Source organism: Leeuwenhoekiella aestuarii (assembly GCF_004104055.1).
Classification (GTDB): domain Bacteria; phylum Bacteroidota; class Bacteroidia; order Flavobacteriales; family Flavobacteriaceae; genus Leeuwenhoekiella; species Leeuwenhoekiella aestuarii.
This window is the reverse complement of record NZ_QOVJ01000004.1, coordinates 297,149-319,360: the sequence shown is the minus strand read 5'-3', so window position 1 is coordinate 319,360 and position 22,212 is coordinate 297,149. Positions and strand designations below refer to the sequence as shown.

12 protein-coding genes are annotated in these 22,212 nt (G+C 39.8%); 11 read left to right on the top strand and 1 reads right to left on the bottom strand.

The genetic code is table 11. The features are described from left to right. Positions 1–110: 110 nt before the first annotated feature. From DSM03_RS12900 to DSM03_RS12885, 4 genes are all read left to right on the top strand, one after another. Positions 111–1,157, top strand: coding sequence for a GntR family transcriptional regulator (locus DSM03_RS12900; protein WP_128763228.1), 1,047 nt, complete (start codon positions 111–113; stop codon positions 1,155–1,157). 100 nt (positions 1,158–1,257) lie between these two features. Further along, entirely contained in the window at positions 1,258–2,538 is a 1,281-nt protein-coding gene (locus DSM03_RS12895; protein ID WP_128761953.1) for a rhamnogalacturonan acetylesterase, read from the top strand. A gap of 9 nt (positions 2,539–2,547) precedes the next feature. Further along, positions 2,548–5,394, top strand: a complete 2,847-nt coding sequence (locus DSM03_RS12890) for a glycoside hydrolase family 2 TIM barrel-domain containing protein (protein ID WP_128761954.1) — start codon at positions 2,548–2,550, stop codon at positions 5,392–5,394. A gap of 112 nt (positions 5,395–5,506) precedes the next feature. Further along, positions 5,507–7,036, top strand: coding sequence for a rhamnogalacturonan acetylesterase (locus tag DSM03_RS12885; RefSeq protein WP_236643949.1), 1,530 nt, complete (start codon positions 5,507–5,509; stop codon positions 7,034–7,036). Positions 7,037–7,076: 40 nt separating this feature from the next. Here DSM03_RS12885 and DSM03_RS12880 read toward each other — a convergent pair whose 3' ends face one another. Next, positions 7,077–11,045, bottom strand: a complete 3,969-nt coding sequence (locus DSM03_RS12880) for a hybrid sensor histidine kinase/response regulator transcription factor (protein ID WP_128761955.1) — start codon at positions 11,043–11,045, stop codon at positions 7,077–7,079. Positions 11,046–11,298: 253 nt separating this feature from the next. Here DSM03_RS12880 and DSM03_RS12875 point away from each other — a divergent pair, with 253 nt between their 5' ends. From DSM03_RS12875 to DSM03_RS12845, 7 genes are all read left to right on the top strand, one after another. Beyond that, the gene (locus DSM03_RS12875) at positions 11,299–13,107 is read left to right on the top strand and encodes a glycoside hydrolase family 2 protein (RefSeq protein ID WP_128761956.1); all 1,809 of its coding nucleotides are present in this window, start codon (positions 11,299–11,301) and stop codon (positions 13,105–13,107) included. Between the two features lie 116 nt (positions 13,108–13,223). Next, positions 13,224–14,936, top strand: coding sequence for an arylsulfatase (locus DSM03_RS12870; RefSeq protein ID WP_128761957.1), 1,713 nt, complete (start codon positions 13,224–13,226; stop codon positions 14,934–14,936). 30 nt (positions 14,937–14,966) lie between these two features. Then, entirely contained in the window at positions 14,967–15,776 is an 810-nt protein-coding gene (locus tag DSM03_RS12865; protein ID WP_128761958.1) for an alpha/beta hydrolase, read from the top strand. Between the two features lie 193 nt (positions 15,777–15,969). Further along, a complete protein-coding gene (gene fucP / locus DSM03_RS12860) occupies positions 15,970–17,289 on the top strand; it encodes an L-fucose:H+ symporter permease (RefSeq protein WP_128761959.1) in 1,320 nt (439 codons plus the stop codon). A 47-nt stretch (positions 17,290–17,336) separates the two neighbouring features. Continuing rightward, complete coding sequence (locus tag DSM03_RS12855) at positions 17,337–19,382, top strand: glycoside hydrolase domain-containing protein (RefSeq protein WP_128761960.1); 2,046 nt, start codon at positions 17,337–17,339, stop codon at positions 19,380–19,382. Positions 19,383–19,490: 108 nt separating this feature from the next. Beyond that, complete coding sequence (locus DSM03_RS12850; RefSeq protein WP_128761961.1) at positions 19,491–20,867, top strand: 3-keto-disaccharide hydrolase; 1,377 nt, start codon at positions 19,491–19,493, stop codon at positions 20,865–20,867. A gap of 2 nt (positions 20,868–20,869) precedes the next feature. Continuing rightward, positions 20,870–22,207: a Gfo/Idh/MocA family protein gene (locus tag DSM03_RS12845; protein WP_128761962.1), complete on the top strand. Its 1,338-nt coding sequence runs from the start codon at positions 20,870–20,872 to the stop codon at positions 22,205–22,207. The last annotated feature ends 5 nt before the right edge of the window (positions 22,208–22,212 follow it).

Below are 22,212 nucleotides of genomic sequence, written 5' to 3'. Positions count from 1 at the left end.
ATGTTAACGAGAAGGAAGCCATCCTGTGCTGTACTGCAACATATTTGTTTTAATACGTTTTTCTTTTGATTAGATTTACCAAACACAAACAAACAGATACTTCTCTAAATATGTCTCAGAATGTTGAAATTAAAATCAATGAAGAATCCAGAATACCTAAATACAAGCAAATTGTTGATTCTATTATAGATGATGTTGCCAAGGGAAAATTAAAAGTTGGGGCAAAAATCCCTTCTATAAATGAGCTGAGTGAAGCCGCTTATTTAAGCAGAGATACTGTAGAAAAAGCCTATAAAATTCTTAAACAACGCAAGGTGATCATCTCGGTAAAAGGGAAGGGGTATTACACTGCAAAAACTGAATTGATATCGAAGATCAATGTTTTTTTTCTGATTAATAAACCCAGTTCTTATAAGATGATCATTTACAATCATTTTGTAAATACCCTGGGTGTAAATGCTCACGTAAACCTATCTATTTATCATTGCGAAGAGTCTTTGTTTGTCAACGCTATCGAGAAGAATATCGGCGCTTATAACTATTACTTTATCATGCCGCATTTTAAAGATAACAACCTCAACCATGTGAGTTTTACTCCTGAAGTTTTAAAAGCCATTGAGCTGATACCGAAAGACCAATTGTTAATGGTAGACAATACCAAACCAGAGATCAAAGGGAATTACGGGTCAATCTATCAGGATTTTAAAGAAGATATCTACAATGCCCTTATAGAAGGGATAGCAAAACTCAAGAAGTACGACCGCCTGATTCTGGTTTATCCGGAAAAATTGATCCATCCCTATCCGCGACGAATATTACATGGGTTTAGGCAATTTTGTATGAACTATGATTTTGAGTACGAAGTGCTCAATGAGATTTATGATGATATGGAGTTTGAGGGTAAAGATGTCTATATCACTATTGAAGAAATGGACCTTGTTAACCTCGTTCGTCAGATACGCAGTCGTAATCTCGTGATGGGTGAAGATATCGGGGTGATTTCTTATAATGAAACTCCCTTAAAAGAATTGCTGGGAATAACAGTGATCAGTACTGATTTTAAGGCTATGGGCGAGACCGCTGCCTATATGGTTTTAAAAAATAAGAAGGAGCAAGTGAAAAACGTCTTTAAGTACATAGAACGCAATTCAGTCTAGAGTCTTATAAAGCTATATAAATAGGTATATCATCATAGTGCAGGATAGTACTTTCTATACCATATTGTATTTTTAAAGCAAATCTTGAAATTTCAACGAAATGCGTAATATTTGCTGGTTTATATTCTTAATAATTGGGACCTGTTTTTCCCAGAATACAACCGATTACGCATTTAATTTTAGTTCGCAAAAAACTTCAGAAGCTGGGATCCACCTGACAAGCACGTTACCGTATAACGCCGCAATTGGGTATGGTTTTGATTTTGGGACCGCTTATAAAACTTCATTTGTGAAGCAAGGTTTGCTAGCTTCCGGGCCTATTTATTTTTCTGTAAACCTGCCGGAAGGAACCTATAAAGTGACCCTTATCCTTTCAGGAAAGAACACTGAAACGACGGTAAAAGCTGAATCGAAGCGCCTGTTTATTCCGCGATTAAAAATAGATTCCCATAAGCGTATTACGACCAGTTTTGTGGTGAATGTTTTCAACTCTAAAATAGCTCAGGGATACGATGTTGCTCTTAAAGATCGCGAGTTGGGTAAATTAGACTGGGATCACAAGCTCACCCTTGAATTTTTAGGAAACAGTATTCTTGAATCTTTGAAAATAGAACAAGTTAATGGTTTGAAAACCTTGTTTTTAGCAGGGGATTCTACCGTTACCAATCAGGATGTGGAGCCCTGGGCTTCCTGGGGGCAATTCATAACTGCATATTTAGATGATAACATTGCGGTCTCTAATCAGGCTTCTTCGGGAGCATCTCTGGCATCCTTTAGAGGAAGCAGAATTGACAAGATCTTAAGTCGGCTTAAACCCGGAGATTTTGTGATCATTGAATTTGGTCATAATGACGAAAAGATCAAAGGCGAAGGCACTGGTGCCTGGGGGTTATACACTGAAATCATGACCGATTTTATTAAGCGTATCAAAGAGAAAGAAGCTACTCCCATACTCATCTCTCCTACACAACGCAGGTCTTTTGACGGTAAAAACTTAAAACCAACGCATGGTGATTTTCCCGATGCGATGCGTAAAGTAGCAGAGAATGAAGGCGTTACTTTGATAGACTTAACTCAGATAACGACCCAGATGTATGAAGCCTGGGGGCCGCAACTTTCCAGAAAAGCCTTTGTGCAGTACGCAGCAAATATTTTTCCGGGGCAAACACAGGATCTGGAAGATAACACGCATTTTAGCAACTTTGGAGCAAACGAGATCGCGCTTGCTGTGGCAAATGCTATTAGAAATTCGGACTCTGAATTGAAAAAATATATTGCTTCGGAAACCCCTGACTACAATCCTTCTCAACCTAACTCTGCAGGCAGCTATACGATACCGTTTAGCAGTCGTTTTCAAATTGAAAAACCAGACGGTAATTAAACAACACTTATGAAAAAAAATCTTCTTGTATTTAGTCTTTACTGTTTCAGCTTTATAAGCTGTATCGCTCAGCAAACTGATAAAATCTGGCTTTCGGGAACTGATTTTGAACATCCCAAAACCTGGGATTTTAAAGTTTCGGGAGGGAATAACAGTGGAAGCTGGTCTACCATCGAGGTACCCTCACAATGGGAGCTGCAGGGTTTTGGTGAGTATACTTACGGCCGCTGGTATAAAGAACTGGAGCAAGAAGAGCCCAGCAAAGAAGAGGGTTTTTATAAGCTTAATTTTGAAGTGCCGGCATCTGCAAAGGGGGAAGTTGTTACGATACATTTTGGTGGCGTGATGACCGATACCGAAGTTTCCGTCAATGGAAAAGTGGTTGGTCCTAAACATCACGGTGGTTTTTACGAGTTTGAATACGATATTACCGATTTTGTAAAATTTGGAGCAGAAAATCTTCTTGAAGTGCACGTGTGGAAACACTCTGAAATAGGAAGTGTGAATAACGCAGAGCGGAAGGCAGACTGGTGGCTTTTTGGTGGAATTTACCGTCCGGTTTGGTTGGAGATCAAGCCGAAAACGCATATCAATCACGTAGCCGTAGATGCCCAAATGAACGGCGGTCTCAAGACCGTTTTAAAATTATCAAATCCCTCTAAAAAACTTAGTATTCGGGCAAGTATTAAACCACTTTCTGGAGCGGGTAGAACATTTGAAGCGCAAAGCCGTGAGTTGAGTGGAAAAGCGGAGGAAGAAATTCAATTTAAATGGGACGAGGTCAAAACCTGGGATCCTGAAAATCCGAATCTGTACACCTTGACCCTGCAATTGCAACAAAACGGAAAAACCATTCACGAGATTACCGAGCGCATTGGTTTTAGAACTCTTGATTTTAGAAAGCGGGACGGGATTTACGTAAACGGAACCAAGATCAAAATGAAAGGCATCAACCGGCACAGCTTTTGGCCGGAAGGAGGCCGCAGCACTAGCAAGCGCATCAGCGTGATGGATGTGAACCTGATCAAAGATATGAATATGAATGCTGTGCGGTTTCACTATCCGCCCGATGATCACTTTCTGGAAGTAGCAGATTCACTCGGACTTTTTGTCTTAGACGAACTCGCAGGCTGGCAAAATCCGTATAATACCGAGACCGGGAAACAACTCATCAAAGAGATGGTAGACCGCGATGTCAACCATCCTTCCGTAATTATCTGGGATCAGGGAAATGAAGGCGGCTGGAATTATGAACTGGACGACGAGTTTGCCAAGCACGATCCTCAAAACCGCATCGTGATCCACCCGTGGTCTGATTTTAACGGTTGGGATACGCATCACTACCCTACGTATTTAACCGGTGTACACCGCTTCGGGAATGGCGAAAATGTGTTCTTCCCCACCGAGTTTATGCACGGAACTTATGATAACGGGATAGGAGCCGGACTCAAAGATTTTTGGGAACACTACAGCGAGAGTCCGTTGTTTGCCGGTGGATTTATATGGGCCTTTGTAGATGAAGCTGTTTTACGTTCTGATTGGACGGGAGATGAGAAATTTGATTCCAAAGGCAGTTTGGCGGCAGATGGCGTTTTAGGTCCACATCGTGAGAAAGAGGGTAGTTTTTATACCGTAAAAGAAGTTTGGGCTCCCGTACAATTTAAGCCCAAAGCCATAAGCGAAACCTTTGACGGAAGCTTTTTGGTAACCAATGACTACCTGTTTAGTAACCTGAATACGGTAAGCATGAACTATCGCGTGATACAGGCTGATGCCAAATCCCTCTATCAGCCGGGAACGGAAACCCATATCGTCGATTCGGGTAGTATTGAAGTGCCCGATGCTTTGCCTGGAGAAACCCGAAAACTACAGATCCCTGTTTCACCCGACTTTTTTTACGGAGATTGGCTGGAGATCACGGCGACAGATCCACACGGTCGCGAGATTTATACCTGGACCTGGCCCATTCATAAAGCTGATTATTATGCTGAAAAATTTGTATATGCTGGTGAAAGCACTCGAGCTGCTACCGGTAGCAGGCAAGGTAGCGTTGTCACACTTCGTGCAGGAGCATTAAGTCTACAGTTGGATGCCCAAACTGGTTATATCACCGATATTAAAGATGGAAAGCGTTCAATACCATTTGTAAACGGTCCGCAACCTATTGGGATGAAAGCTGAAGTTGATAAGGTCACCCTTTCACAAGAGGGTCAACATGCTGTTTGCCGTATTGATTACAATGGGGGAATCGATCACATCATATGGACGATGTATGCGGATGGCCGCGTACATATGGAACTCATCGCATTAAAAAACGCCGGAAGAAGCAGCGGTTTTGACGGCGCTTTTTATGAAGGAGATATCGATACGTTTGGGATCACGTTTGATTTCCCGGAAGAAGGGGTTGAGGGGATTACACTCTTTGGCCGCGGACCGTATCACACCTGGCGCAATCGCCTGCAGGGTATTGAGTACGGAATTTGGGAAAAAGAATACAACACAACCATAACCGGTGAGCGTTTTGAGAATCTGGTTTATCCAGAGTTTAAAGGCTATTACGCCAATTTCTTAGGGGGCAACCTACAAGCCGGCGATAACAGTTTTAAAGTCTTTAGCGAAAGCGATAAGTTATTCCTGCGCCTGTTTACACCCGATGAAGCCAAAAACGGATTTAAAGGCAGTCATTTTCAGCCTGGTTTTCCGGATGGGAACATCTCGTTTATGTATGAAATTCCCGGGCAGCGTGCGTTTAAACCTTTGGAACAACAAGGGCCCAGCAGTCAGCCTTCAAATATTAGAATCAAAAGCGGTGATGAAGGAATCTCGATGAACTTGTGGTTTGATTTTAGGGAATAGGTGATAGAGGTGAGACTATAGAAATTAGACTTGAGACGTTAGACCTGAGAAATGAGATACTGAGCTTTTAGCATGAGAATAAAGAATAGAGAACAAAGAAGCTAGATAAAAAATGATTACTAAATACGGAATTATGAATTGCTTTAAAGTATATGGTCTTGTGATCCTATCCCTTTTTATGCTCAACTGTAAGGGAGTGAATGCCCAAAAACCTACGGTCTATTGTGTAGGAGATTCTACAGTAAAGAACGGGCAGGGCAAAGGCGATGGTGGTCTCTGGGGCTGGGGAGATTATATCGGGCAGTTTCTCGATACCACTCAGGTAGCTGTTGAAAACCACGCTTTGGGCGGAACGAGCAGTCGCACCTTTCAATCCAAAGGACTGTGGCAGCCGGTTTTAGACAGTTTACAAAAGGGCGATTATGTGTTGATTCAGTTTGGGCATAATGATAATGGCGCCTTAAATGACGATTCGCGTGCTCGCGGAACCATCAAAGGAACAGGCGAGGAGACTGAAGAAATTGATAATATGCTCACCGGGGAGCACGAAGTGGTGCACAGTTACGGATGGTACCTGCGTAAAATTGTGAAAGAAGCCAAATCAAAAGGGGCCATCCCGGTGATTATGGCACCTATACCGCGTAACGACTGGAGCACTGGTAAAGTACCGCGCAATGCCGATTCGTATGGGGGCTGGGCAAAACAAATCGCCGAAGAAGAAGGCGTCACTTTTATCGATTTGAATGATAAAATGGCTTCGGCAATGGAAGCCCGTGGAGAGGATCAGGTTACCGGACATTTGTTTTATAAGCGCGATCACACGCATACTTCGGCAAAAGGAGCAGTGCTTGCGGCATCGCTGATTGCAGAAGGACTGGCAGAAAGCGATAATTCGTTAAAAAACTATTTACTGGAGGATCCTGAAATCACGCTTCCGCGAAAGCGAAATTTATTCGTCATTGGGGATTCTACGGTTGCAGATAACGGTCAGGATGGTAAAACCGGCTGGGGCGTTTATTTACACCAACACATCGATACCACCAGAATGACGGTTTATAATAAAGCCCGGGGAGGGAGAAGCAGCCGCACTTTTAGATACGAGGGCTTGTGGGATGCGGTAAAGTCTCAACTGAAGCCGGGAGATTTTGTGTTGATGCAATTTGGTCATAACGATGGCGGAAATATTGATAAAGCAAAATACCGCGGTTCCCTCAAAGGAATGGGAGATGATACACAGGACGTACAGCGGGACAGCAGCGGTATCGAAACCGTGCATACCTACGGCTGGTATATGAAGCAATACATCAAAGAAACCGAAGCGGCTGGAGCAACACCCATCGTGCTAAGTATGATACCCCGTAACGATTGGTCTGACGGCAAATTAGACCGTGCATCTGGCACTTACGGCACCTGGGCTAAAGAAGCTGTGGATGAAACCGGCGGTTATTTTTTAGATCTGAATGAAGCGGTGGCACAGAAATACGAAGCGATTGGAAAAGACAGTGTTGCTGTGTTTTTCCCAGATGATCACACGCATACCAACAAAGCAGGAGCCAAACTCAACGCACTTACCGTAGCAGAACTGCTTGAAGGTTTACGCCAAAGCGATTTAAGAGACTATGTTTTTATAAAAGAGGAATAGCATTATAAACTAATAAAAGCCCGGTTTTACCGGGCTTTAATTAGTTTATAATTTGATCACTGTTGAGGTATTCTGTTGGGGTCATTTGAAATTGTTTTTGAAAATTACGCCCAAAACTCGTTGCTGAATTATAACCCACAATTTCTGCGACTTCATAGATTTTATAGTTCTCCGTTTTGAGTAATTCTGCGGCTTTCTTCAGGCGAGAAATGTTGATGAGTTCGTTAGGACTGAGGTTGGTGATTTCAGCAATTTTTCTATATAAAGTAGAGCGACTCATATGCATAATTTCGGCTAGCGTTTCTACGTTGAGATTAGAATCTGCCATATTATCAGCAATGGTATCGTCTAACTTTTTAATAAATGCTTCATCGGTTTTAGTATTTGCAATACTGCGCATATGTGCGAGTGGAGACGTGGCATAATGCTGCATAATATGCTTTCGGTTCTCGATGAGATTTTCAACCTGTTTACTTAAAAAAGCTACAGAAAATGGCTTGCTTACATAAGCATCTGCACCGCTCTCTAATCCTTCTATTTTTGCAGATAACGCGTTTTTAGAAGTGAGTAAAATAACCGGTATGTGACTGGTTTCAATATTTGTTTTAATTTCTTTGCAAAGCATAAAACCATCTAGCACCGGCATAGCAATGTCACTGATAACAAGGTGCGCGCTATGTTTTTCTAAAAGATTTAAAGCGATTTCCCCATTCTCTGCAGTGTAAACCTTGTAGTGTTCCTGCAATTCTTTTGCTACAAAGTCCCGCAGATCCTTATTGTCTTCTGCGACTATGATAACCGGTTTAGTTCCTGAAGTTAGTTTCTCAGGTTTTTTGGGAATAACTACTGGTTCTTGTTCTGGAGTTTTCTTATCGTACAACTCAAAATGATTTTTTTGATGAATAGGAAGCTGCACCACAAATGTATTTAAGGTTTTGTCTAAAGTCACCAATTTAAGACTGCCGTCGTGCATCTCGGTTAACGAGTGCGCAAGCGATAAACCGATACCAGTACCTGATTGATTCTCGCCTTCAGAAAGGCGATAAAAAGGCTCGAATATTTTTTTGCTCATTGTTTCAGGGATGATATACCCGTCGTTCTTAACACTAATTGTAAAATGAATCGCTTCTTTTTTAAGTTGGATATAGATCTGTTTATCTCCGTATTTTAGAGCATTACTAATGAGATTGCTCACTATTTTCTTAAGCGCTTCTGCATCTACAAAGGCGACAACATTGTCCTCAATATCCAGATGCAGTTCCATATTTCTATCTGCAATAGCTTCCGTAAACCTACTCTTTGTTTTACGTACCAGTTGTGAGATGTCAGTCTGAACGAAGGTGAGACTCATATTTTCAATTTCCGTTTTTCTAAAATCCAATAACTGGTTCACGAGATTCAGAATACGCGTGGTATTCTTATTCATTATGGAAAGATGACTTGAGATCTCAGGGTATGCTTTTTTATTGTTTAAGATCTTTTCCAACGGACTTTTAATCAGGGTTAAGGGAGTGCGTATCTCGTGAGAAATATTGGTAAAGAATTCAATTTTAGCCTGATAGACTTCTTTTTCTTTTTTATCGTTTGCAAGTTTCATGCGACGGTTATTTTTTCGCGCCAGATAAAGATGATATACGCGAAAAGCAACAGCAATAAGCAGTATTATAAAGAGTGCATACACTACAAATGCAAGGGTAGAAAGATAAAACGGCGGGAGAATTTCAATTTGTAAAGGAGTTGTTTCCTGACTCCAAACTCCATTACTGTTTTGCGATTTTACGTGTAGCGTGTAATCGCCTGGGCTCAGTTTTGTAAAGTGTACGGTGTTTGTGGTGCCTAGAGCAACCCAGTTTGTATTCAGGCCGTCTAACTTGTACCAGTATTGTGTCATTTGAGGGGCATTATAACCCAATGCTGCAAAATTGATACTGAAGGATGAGTCTTCAGGACCTAGTTTGAGTTTATCTAATGTTGTGATAGATTCTGGCAAAATGGGATTTTTATCCGTTTCATTTACCGAAATTTCTTTGTTGTTGATCTGTAAGCCAGTGAGGTATAAGGGTGACTCTAGGCTGTTTTCCATAAATTCTGACGGATTGAAACTAACCATCCCATTCACACTTCCCAGATAAATACGCCCATTTGGATCTTTGTAAGCACTGTTATAATTAAATTGATTACCCAATAATCCTTGTGCTTTAGTATAGGTATTTAAATTTTTAAAGTCGGAGTCAAATGAAGTTAGTCCATTAGAAGTAGTCGTCCATAATTTACCCGAGTCATCTTCTAGAATTGCATAGAAGACGTTGCTGGGAAAACCGTCTTGAGTAGTATAGGTTTTAAATTCCTGTGAATTTGGATTGTAAAGATTTAATCCATTTTCTGTTGTAACCCACAAGCGCTGCGAGGCATCTTCATAAATACCATTTATGTGATTGTGACTTATTGTTCTGTTTTTTGAATTTTCCTCCTGATAGTATCCTTTTTCTTGATTTTTAGGGTTGTAATAATAGATGCCATCCCAATATGTACCGGCCCAGAGTACACCTCGAGAATCTTCAATAAAAGAAGTATAATGGTAGTTTTCAGGAAAATAATCGCTTATAATAAACTGGTCAGTTTTGGGATCTAATACTTTGATACCACGCACTGTCGCAGCATAGACTTTTCCTTCTTTTGTTTTGACCAGACTGAATACAAAATTATTACGTTGTTTGCCCAGAGTACCTACTTGATAATGTTTTAAAATCCGGTTGGTATTGATGTCTATGAGGTCTATACCGTTGTCAAAATAGCTCACCCACATGCGATCACCATCAGGCATTAATGCATGAATATTGTGATGCGTTAAGATCCCACCGGATTCTTTAGACTTAAAGTTTGTAAATGTATCCGTTTTAGGGTTGTATTTACTAAGGCCATTATCCTCTGTACCTATCCAAATATTGCCGTTATGGTCTGCTTTAATTTCTCTAACAGCATTACCTACAATTGAATTTTCGGCAGGCTTGGGAAAGAACTTTTTAAAGAATCGAGAAGTAGGAGTGTAATGATTCACTCCACCAAAATAAGTGCCGGCCCAGATACCGTCATTATTATCTATGGTTAAGGTGTAGATGGCATTATCAGAAAGGGCATACGGGTCGTTGTAATTTTTGGTAAGGTTGGTATACTCTTTAGTTTCTAAATTGTAAATGTGAATACCAGATTCTGAAGCGACCCAGAGTTCCTTGTTGTCACGTAACGCCAGGCTGTGAATATAAAACGGATTTTCAACCGGTAAAAACTGTTCGGTTTCTTTAGTCTTGAGGTTAAAAGAAAGCACTCCAAAATTATGTGTCCCCATCAATATCACATCTTCATTAAGCATAAGAAGTGCGTTGATGTTAAAGGCAGACAATAAGACATTGGGTATTTTAAAGCCTAAGCTTTTAAAAGAATCGCTGCTTTCTTCATAGAGATAAAGTTCATCTAAACCTGCAGCAATGATAGCCCCGTTAGGCGTTTGTAAAAGCTGTGTACAAGTGAAGTAATTACTGGGAGGAAAGTTTATAGTTGTTTTTGTAGCGGGATTGAATCTGTAAATCGTTCCGTTGCCTATATACCAGAGATTACCCGAGCTATCAGATTCGATATCGTGTATGATTATATCTTCAGTACCTTCAATTAAAGTGAAATTCTCTTGCTTATAATCATACTGAAATAAGCCATTATCTGTACCGGCATAAATATGTCCGTCTAGCTCTAGTAGTGATTCTACGTAATTACCTAAAAGTTGTTTTTTATCATTTGTTTTATACTGAAAACGTTTAAAAGAATAACCGTCAAAACGATTCAAACCATCTTTAGTACCAAACCATAAAAAACCTTTTGAATCTTGTAAAGAAGATAAAACCGTATTATGCGATAGACCATCTTCTACAGTATAATGCTCAAAATAATAATCCTGAGCAATCAGATTTTGCGTTAAAAAAAGGGTTAGAAAAAAGGTGTAAATAAAATATTTCAAGGTCTAATAAATTAGGAGTCAAAAGATACAGTTATCAAAGCAATAAAACAGTTCAGCCTTTCAACATATCGTCCCATATAGCTTTAAATATTTAGAAATAAGGTGTTTTTGAATTGATTTAATGTCAAATTGATACAAAAACCCGTTTTAAATAAGTGATTGTATATATTACTTTGAACTTCTTAAAAGAATGTATTCTCAAGATTTACAACGTTGTAAATTTTTATGATCGAAATTAAATCAAATTCCAAATATGAAAAAAAATAAACTTTTAGCGGTCCTGCTATTCGTTGCTGCGTCAGTATCTGCACAATGGAAACCTGCGGGTGACAAGATTAAGACTAAGTGGGCTTCTCAACTAGATGTAAATAATGTCTTACCAGAATATCCACGTCCTATTATGCAACGCGATACGTGGCAGAATTTAAACGGTCTTTGGGAGTATAGTATTCTGAATAGAGGAGCTGCTGCACCTACCGCATACGAGGGGGAGATCTTAGTGCCCTTTCCGGTAGAGTCAAGTTTATCTGGCGTGATGAAAGAAGTAGGTGCTGCTAAAGAAGTATGGTATAACCGGGAGTTTACGGTTCCATCAAGTTGGAAGAATAAAGAAATTTTATTGCATTTTGGTGCGGTAGATTGGGAAACTGAAGTATGGATCAATGGAGTTAAAATAGGTTCACATACAGGAGGTTTTACACCCTTTACATTTGATATTAGTCCGTTTTTAAAAAGCGGCAAACAAGAATTGACGGTAAAAGTGTGGGATCCTACAAACGATGGGCCACAGCCTCGAGGGAAACAAGTTAAAAAACCTGATGGCATCTGGTATACTCCGGTAACCGGGATTTGGCAAACCGTCTGGTTAGAACCTGTGCAGGCAAAGCATATAGAAGATGTGCGTACCACTGCTGATATTGATAAGAGCACGGTTACGTTTGATGTTGCTTCAGCAGATTTTAGTTATGGTGATGTTGTTGAAGTTTCGGTTTTAGATGGAAACAAAACGATCGCAACAGCAAAAGCAGCTGCTGGTCAGCAACTGATGATAACTATTCCAGACGCAAAATTATGGTCTCCAGAATCTCCATTCTTGTATGATACTAAAATAGAACTTAGCGCCAACGGAAAATCTCAGGATGTGATTAAAGGGTATTTCGCTATGCGAAAAATCTCTAAAAAACGGGATGATAAAGGTATCGTGCGTATGCAGTTGAATAATAAAGATTATTTCCAGTTTGGTCCTTTAGATCAAGGCTGGTGGCCTGATGGTTTATATACAGCGCCTACTGATGAAGCTTTAAAATACGATATCATCAAGACCAAAGATTATGGGTATAATATGATACGTAAGCATGTTAAAGTTGAGCCGGCACGCTGGTATACGCATTGCGATCGCCTGGGGATTTTGGTTTGGCAAGACATGCCTAATGGGGATGATTCTCGTGATTGGCAAAATCAAAATTATCATAAAGGTAATGAGTTTGAACGCAGCGCCAAGTCTGAAGCGATCTACCGTAAAGAGTGGAAAGAAATCATGGATTATTTATACTCATACCCAAGTATCGTGATCTGGGTGCCGTTTAATGAATCCTGGGGGCAGTTTAAAACTGTAGAGATCACAGATTGGACTAATGAATACGACCCCTCACGTTTAGTGAATTCGGCAAGTGGCGGTAACTTTTTCCAGACCGGAGACATCTTAGATCTGCACCATTATCCGGCTCCTAAAATGTATTTGTACGATGCAAACCGCGTTAATGTGATTGGTGAGTATGGCGGCATAGGTTTGCCATTAGAAGGGCATTTATGGAAAACAGGTAACAACTGGGGTTATGTGAAATTCAACAATTCTAAAGAAGTTACAGACGAGTATGTTGCTTATGCCGAAAAGCTAAAAGAGCTCGTAAGTGCTGGGTTTTCTGGAGCGATATATACGCAAACGACAGATGTAGAAGGGGAGGTAAACGGTCTTATGACCTATGACCGTGATATTGATAAACTTGATGTCAAACGTGTGAATAAAATCAATTCCGAAGTTATCCATGAACTCCATAACTAATAGATCTTAGAAAGTATTTTAAAATCATAGTTCTCTAATTTTTTAATAGAGAACTGTGATTTTGCTTTTTTTAAATCTAATTTTAACACAAAGTAAAACGTTTTACCATCTTTAGTATGAATTATAAGTCTCACAACTTTTTTAAAAAAATTGCGCTATTATCAACAGCTTCTTTGTTGTTTATTAACTGTAGAAATGCTAATACAGATACCGCCAAGGCCGAAGGAACAGCGGTAAATCAGCCTAATATCGTTTTGATCATGGCAGATGATTTGGGTTTTTCAGATCTGGGATGTTACGGCGGTGAAGTTGATACCCCTAACCTCAATAGTCTTGCGGCGGGTGGTTTGCGTTTCAATTCTTTTTATAATACTTCCCGGTGTTGCCCTTCTCGGGCAGCTTTACTTACCGGACAATATCCACATCAGGCAGGGATAGGGCAGATGACGATGGATCGTAACCTTCCAGGTTATCGGGGTCGCCTAGATGATGAGACAGTGACTTTAGCCGAAGTTCTAAAAACTGCGGGATATAAAACCGGAATGGTAGGAAAATGGCACGTTTCACCCACTGAAGATTTGGGAGGCAATGAGCAATTAGAATGGTTGAATCATCAAACCGAAAAGGAAACTTTTTCAGATTTAGACACCTATCCAACAGCACGGGGTTTTGATAAATATTATGGAAACATTTGGGGTGTGGTAGACTATTTTGATCCGTTTGCTTTGGTTAATGGTACAGAGCCGGTAAAAGAAGTGCCAGATGATTTTTATTATACAGATGCCATAGGGGATTCTGCAGTAGCTTATGTGGATCATTTTGTAAAAGAAGAAAAACCTTTCTTTCTATATGTAGCGCATTGTGCACCGCATTGGCCACTAATGGCTCCGGAAGAAGAGATCAAAAAGTACGAACAGGTTTACGATGCTGGATGGCAAAAAATCAGAGAAGAACGTTATAAAAAACTGATCGAAAAAGGAATTTTTAAAGGAGATACCACAAAGCTTTCAGAATTTATGTTTCCTGATTTAGACTGGGCAAAAAACAAAGATGAGAAGTGGGATTCCCGAGCAATGGCGGTTCACGCAGCAATGATAGACCGTATGGATCAAAATATAGGGAAACTTATAGACAAGCTAGAAGCGACCGGTCAGTTAGACAATACAGTAATTTTGTTTATGTCTGATAACGGAGCAAGTTCTGAGCGCCCGTCACAATACGGAATTGGTTTTGACAGACCTTCAGAAACCCGAGAAGGGGAAGAGATACACTATCCTGTAAAGAAAAGTGAGGAGCACCTTCCCGGACCCGAAACGGTAATGTCTGGTATCGGTCCGGTATGGGCTAATGTGGCCAATACACCTTTTAGATATTGGAAAGCACGTGTTTATGAGGGAGGAATCACCTCTCCATTTATCGTTCACTGGCCTAACGGAATTAAAGAACGTGGAGGTGTAAAATCATCTGCAGCACATATTATAGATATTATGCCTACCGTTCTAGAGCTTTCTGGTGCAGAATATCCCGAGGAATTTAATGGGAAGCAGATAGACCCATATATGGGTAACAGTATGGTTTCTGCAATTAAAAATGCTGAAGAAACCACGATAAATGAAACCTTGTTTTGGGAACATTTTGGAGCTGCTGCTTTGCGTAAGGGTGATTGGAAACTGGTTAAGTTAGACGCTAATGCACCTTGGGAATTGTATAATCTTAAAGAAGATCGTACCGAGATGCATAATCTTGCAACTCAATTTCCAGACCGGGTATCTGCGATGCAAGAAGAATGGAATACAATGGCACAGGAAACCGATGTTTTCCCAAATTAATAGCTAACTTTTCAATCTAAAAAATCAGCTATGCGTTTGTTAGGTATTTATTTTTTGGCTCTTTCTTTTTCTATTTCGGCTTATGCCGGAAAAATACAAACGGTTACGACACACAGTGACGCGATGCAGAAAGATATCAATGCTATTGTAATTACTCCTGAAGGATATTCGACATCAAAAGAATATCCAGTAGTTTATTTGCTACATGGCTATTCCGGAAATTACACAGAGTGGTCAAAACAAGTACCTGATTTGGATGATTATGCAGATCTATACCAGCTGATTATCGTATGTCCTGATGGAAACTATGGTAGCTGGTATTTTGACAGTGAAGTTAAGCCTGAAAGTAAATATGACACTTATGTTGCAAAAGAATTGGTGCATTGGGTAGATCAGCATTTCAGTACTATTAATGATAAGAGTGGAAGAGCAATCACCGGTTTGAGTATGGGAGGACATGGTGCATTGTATCTGGCTTTTAAGCATCAGGATATATATGCACTTGCCGGTAGTATGAGCGGCGGCGTAGATATAACTCCATTTCCTAACAATTGGGAACTGGCTTCATATCTGGGGTCGTATGCAGAACATAAAGAGCGATGGGAGGCCAATACGGTGATCAACCTTACAAACCTATTAACACCTGATTCATTAAAACTAATTATAGAATGTGGTACATCTGATTTTTTTTACAAGGTTAATGTAAACCTGCACGAGAAGCTTGAATACACTAATATACCGCATACGTTTATCTCAAGTCCGGGAGGGCATACCTGGGATTTTTGGCGTAATGCTATCAAATACCAACTGGTATTTTTTAACTCCTATTTTAAGAAATAAATAATTGCACTTTTATTTTTGACTTTTAAAATATAGATTTACAAAAGTAAAACGTTTTAGTGGTGTTGTTTTAGATATCGTTTTCGCTAATTCAGGTTTTACACAAACATCGTTTTAAAATTTCTGAAAGTACTCAACTACAACGATTGTGTGGGTTCGATTTCAGAAATGCAATGGTTTTAATATTAAATAAATGAATACATCTCAAGCAACTCCGGTTGTCCCTAAAAAATTACTACTCCCTTTTATTCTGGTTACATCTTTATTTGCACTATGGGGGTTTGCAAATGCGGTAACAGATCCAATGGTTCAGGCTTTTAAAAAAGTATTAGAATTATCCAATTCACAAGCCGCATGGGTACAGATGGCTTTTTATGGAGGATATTTTTGCATGGCGCTTCCGGCGGCACTTTTCGTACGTAAGTTCTCGTACAAGTCAGGAGTTTTGGTTGGTCTCACGCTCTACGCCGGTGGCGCCTTATTATTTTACCCCGCAGCAACAACCGGGCAATTCTGGTTTTTCTGTTTAGGATTGTACATTCTTACCTTTGGTCTGGCATTTTTAGAGACTACCGCAAACCCATATATTCTTGCGATGGGAGATCAAAAAACAGCCACACAGCGTTTAAATCTGGCGCAGGCATTCAATCCGGTTGGGTTGATTGTGGGCTTGATGGTAGCAAAATTCTTTGTTCTTGATTTGTTACAATCTGACGATGTTGAGAATTTTTCGGCACTGCCGGAAGCTCAAAAGCTCCTTATAAAATCTGCAGATTTGATGGTGATTCGGAACCCGTATGTGATTTTAGGTCTGGTTGTTTTAGCTATTTTAATCCTAATCGCGGTGAACAAAATGCCGCAGGCTAAAGGAGATGGGGCTATGCCTAGCATTAAAGATACATTTGCAGAGTTGTTTAAAAATAAGAAGTACACCCTGGGCGTGATATCGTTAGTATTGTATATGGGTGCGCAAATAGGATGCTGGACCTACATTTACCAATATGCTGAATCCAAAGGGATCTCCAGTTCTACAGCTGCAAATTATCAATTGGTTGCATTCATCTTGTTTACGGTAGGGCGTGCGATAGGTACTTATTTATTGAAGTTTATAAGTTCGGGCAAATTGTTATTTTATTTCTCATCATTAGGAGGTCTATTTGCTTTAGGAACAGTCGTTTTAGAGGGAGATGCTGGTTTATACAGTTTGGTGATGGTTTCCCTTTTTCTTTCGATTATGTTCCCTACTATTTACGGTATCGCTTTAGAAGGTTTAAAAGAAGACCAGTCTAAAATAGGCGCTGCAGGTCTGGTTATGGCAATCGTAGGTGGAGCATTGTTACCTAAGCTACAAGGAATGATTATAGATTTAGGAGGAGTAGAAGTTAATGACATTACCGTAATGGGTCTATCAGAAATGAACTTGTCTTTTTTACTACCCGTTATCTGTTTTGTGAGTGTCGCGATTTATGGGATGTGGATTCATAAAAAACATAACATTGCCGAAATAGCCTAAGTGCAGCAAAACTTTACTTTTAAAGTTTAAAATCAAAATAATATTTAATGAATAAAATTATCCCGATTCTCCTTTGTTTTCTTGCACTATCTGGTTATACACAGCAACAAAAAAATAGATCTGTAAACGTCTTTTTAGGTACGAGTGGCGATCACGGGCAGATGTCCCCTTCAGCGACTACGCCTTTTAATATGATGAATCTGGGGCCGCAGACTAATCCACACCAGCATACGGGGTATGAGTATTATGCTAAAGAATTTGATGGCTTTACACATACCAGAATGGAAGGTGTAGGTTGTACCGGAAGCGGTGGTAATATTCTTATAAAACCCATACTCAATGCAGATGCTGAGACTGATTTGATACGCACCAAGCAGCAAGCAACACCCGGTTATTATGAGGTGAATTTTGAAAATGGAATTGAAGCACAAATGACCGTTGCTCAAAATCTGGGGATGCACAACTACAGTTTTCCTAATACAAACAGCGGTTTATTCATTGATCTGTCTTTTGCGTTGAGCAATCGCTTTGTTTCAGAAACTCACGAGATCAGAAGAAATTTAATTTCGGGTTATATAGATACTAAAACAACTTGCCACGCGGGGACTTACCGTATTTATTACGCGATTAAATTGCCGGAAACAGCGATTATTCAAGAGCTTGATGCACACAGATTGCTTGTTAAATCAGTTGGGGTAGCAGCTCAAGTTCAGGTTGGTTTTTCTTCGGTAAATGAAGGTTATGCAAAAAAGAGAATTACTTCTAAATCCTTCAGTCAACTTAAAGAAGAAGCTTCGGCAAGTTGGGAAAAACAATTGAATCATATTGAGGTCAAAGGTGAGCAGGATCGCGTAGATTTATTCTATTCTTTACTGTATCGTACCGCACAGTCTCCGTTTTTAGTTTCCGAAGAAGATGGTACCTTTAGAGCAACAGATGGCTCTGTTCAGAATGAAGATTATAAGGTGTATAACGGTTGGGCAATCTGGGATAATTACAGAGAGCAGTTGCCCCTACTTTCTCTGGTATATCCTGATGTTTATCAAGATATCACTACGAGCATTGCAAACCTGTATCGCTTCGGGAAAAAGAATTGGGCAACAGAACATGAAACTTCGCCTACCGTTCGTACTGAACATGCAATGGTTGTTTTGCTTGATGCCTATAAAAAAGGGTATCAGGTAGATTTTAAAGCGATAAGAGATTCTTTAATAGATGAGAGTAAAACGCTCGATTTTGGTGCGCCGGATAAAGCTTTAGAATCTTCTTACGATTTGTGGGCAATGAGTGAGATCTTTAAGGTGATGGGCGATACAGATGCCGGCAAAGAATATTTGAATAAGGCTTTAGATTATAAAGCTTATTGGGATAAGGATTTTAAAGATCTGACTAAAAATGATGTAGACCGTATGCAGGCAAGGGGGCTCTATCAGGGAACTATTTGGCAATATCGCTGGTTTGTACCCTGGGATATAAAAGGATTACAAAGTTTGGCAGGTGGTTCAGAAAATTTTACAAATCAGTTAGATCAATTTTTTGAACAGTTCAATTACAATCATGCCAATCAGCCAGACTTGCAAGTCCCGGGATTGTATAACGCCACAAACCAACCTTGGAAGTCACAAAAGTTATTTAGAGAAATTCTTCTGGATACCGTAGTGCAGACGTATTTTAATGACAATAGTAAAGGGATCGATCCGTTTATTGGGCGTATATATCAAAATAAACCCAAAGCCTATTTACGCACGATGGATGACGATGCAGGGACCATGTCTTCCTGGTTTGTGTTACACAGTATCGGTCTTTCGGTAGCAAATGTTGGGAGCCCTATTTATTATTTGACAGCGCCCATTTTTGAGGAAGTAAAACTGAATATAGCTCCGGGTAAAACGTTTAAAATTTCAGTGAAGAATTACAATAAAGACCATTTTTATGTGAAATCAGCTAGTTTAAACGGTAAACCTATAAACCGAAACTGGTTGACACATCAGGAAATACAATCTGGCGGAAACTTAATTATCGAAACCAGTAAAATACCTAATACGGGTTGGGGAACAACCCATTCTTTTATAACAAAAGTTGAATTAAACTAAGTTAAATAGCGGATGAACCTAAAGAGGCTTCCGCTATTTTTTTATAAGTATTACAAGGTCGATTGCGTAAATTTAAAAAGAGACTATATATTAATTAAATACTATTTTATGATTACAAAGAATTTGAAGCTCTTGCCACTCTTTATAGCAGGAGTTCTCGTATTAAATTCCTGTAAAGAATCAAATCAAGACAGTAACGAACCCTGGGAACCTTTGTTTGATGGAGAATCTCTTACCGGTTGGGAGCAGTTGAATGGTAAAGCAGATTATCAAATAGACGGGGATGAAATTGTGGGAACTACAGTAGCGAATACTCCTAATTCTTTTTTGGCAACGACTCAGGATTATGGAGATTTTATTTTAGAATTAGACTATAAAGTAGATTCTACTATGAATTCCGGAATACAAATCCGCAGTTTAAGCCAACCTGATTTTAAGGATGGAAGAGTACATGGTTATCAGATCGAGATTGATCCTTCAGACCGGGCCTGGAGTGCTGGTATTTATGATGAGGCGCGCAAGGGATGGCTATATCCGTTAACAGGAAATACAAAAGCACAGCAAGCTTTTAAGCAAGGAGAATGGAATCACTATCGGGTAGAAGCTTTGGGTGATACTTTAAAAACCTGGATCAATGGGGTGGAGGCTGCGCACTTAATTGATGACCAGACTGCATCAGGTTTTATAGCACTGCAGGTTCACTCAATCGGAAATAACGATAAGCCGGGTAAAGAAATTCGTTGGAAGAATATCAACATTATTACAGAAAATGTACAACAGTATGCAAAGCCAATGGGGCTGGAGGCATTCAATACGAAAAACAGTTTAACACAAGCCGAAAAAGAAAGCGGTTGGCAACTATTATGGAATGGTAGAACCACTGATGGTTGGCGTGGAGGAAAACTAGATCATTTCCCTGAAAAGGGGTGGGTTATAGAGAATGGAGAACTTATTGTACTTGCTACCGGAGGTGAAGAGTCTGCGGCAGGAGGAGATATTGTGACTACAAAACAATATCAGGATTTTGAACTCAAAGTAGATTTTAAAATCACTGAAGGTGCAAATAGTGGTATTAAGTATTATGTAGATACAGACTTGAATAAAGGAGAAGGTTCTTCAATTGGTTTAGAGTATCAGATTTTAGATGATATGCGTCATCCAGATGCTAAGTTAGGTAATCACGAAGGTAGTCGCACATTGGCTTCTTTGTACGATTTAATTCAGGCAGACCCTGCTAAACCAGTGAATCCTATAGGAGAATGGAACACCGCAAGAATTGTGAGTAAAGATAATCATGTAGCACATTGGTTAAATGATGTAAAAGTGCTTGAATATGATAGAAATACCGATGCTTTTTTACAACTGGTTAAAGAAAGTAAATATAAAGACTGGCCAGGCTTCGGAACATTTGAAAAGGGAAACATACTACTTCAGGATCACGGAGATCGTGTAGCTTTTAAAAACATCAAAATCAAAGAACTTTAATTATGACAACACGGAGATCTTTTTTAAATAAATCACTTTTAGGCGGTACGGCTTTGGCTTTGAGTAACACCACAATGGGTATGGCTGCCAGTAGTTATCGCAATATTATAGGAGCAAATGACAGACTTAATGTTGCTGTTGCAGGACTTGGTCGTCGCCTGGGGGCTTATTATGCGCCCATAGCTCGTAAAGAATCTAATGCGCGTTTAGTATATCTATGTGACGTGATGGAAAAAAGCCGACTTAATGCGCTTAAGAATTTTAAAGAGCATATTGATTACAGTCCTAAACTCGAGAACGACATACGTAAAGTTATTGATGATAAAGATGTAGATATTCTAGTTAATGCAACACCAGATCACTGGCATACTCCGGGCTCTGTTATGGCTTTAAAAGCTGGAAAACATGTTTATGTAGAAAAGCCGTGTAGTCACAATATGAATGAAAATGAATTGCTGGTAGCAGCTGCAAAAAAGTTTGATAAAAAAGTGCAAATGGGCAATCAGCAGCGCTCTTCTTTACATACGATAGATATCATCAATCAGATTCATAAAGGTGTAATTGGCGACGTATATAAAGCTGTGGCTTTTTATTCTAATGCACGAGGAGAAACGCCAATTCAACAAAAGGCTGCTGTACCGGCCGGACTCGATTGGGATTTATGGCAAGGGCCGGCACCAAGAAGAGCGTATACCAGTGAAACATGGGATTACAATTGGCACTGGTATGGTTGGGCATATGGTACCGCAGAAACCGGAAATAATGCAACACATGAATTGGATATTGCACGTTGGGCATTAGGCGTAAATTTTCCAAAATATGCTGAGGTTCAAGCTGAAAAAAGACATTTTAAAAACGATGGCTGGGAGATGTATGATACAATGTATGCAACGTTCAACTTTGAAGAAGATAAAGTCATCAATTGGGATGGCAAAAGTCGCAATGGGTATAACACTTACGGTCGTGGTCGCGGTACGTTAATTTTTGGAACCGAAGGTTCAGTACTTGTAGATCGTTCTAATTATCTGTTGATGGATCGCGGTGGAAAAGTAATTAAGCAGAGTGATGAGACCGATGAAAGTGGACTCGCACTGGGGGGTGGAGGTGACTCTTCAACTGCACATATGGTCAATTTCTTTGAAAGCATTCGCGGAAAAGAAACCTTGAAAGCACCCATTGAAGATGCTTCAGTAAGTATGGCGATGGTGCATTATGCAAATATGGCATACCGGGTAGGTCACGGTTTTGACATAGATGATAAAACAGGTCGAATTTATGATCGGGATGCTATGCAACTTTGGAGTCGGGATTATGAACCTAATTGGGAACCGAAAATTTAGTGAGA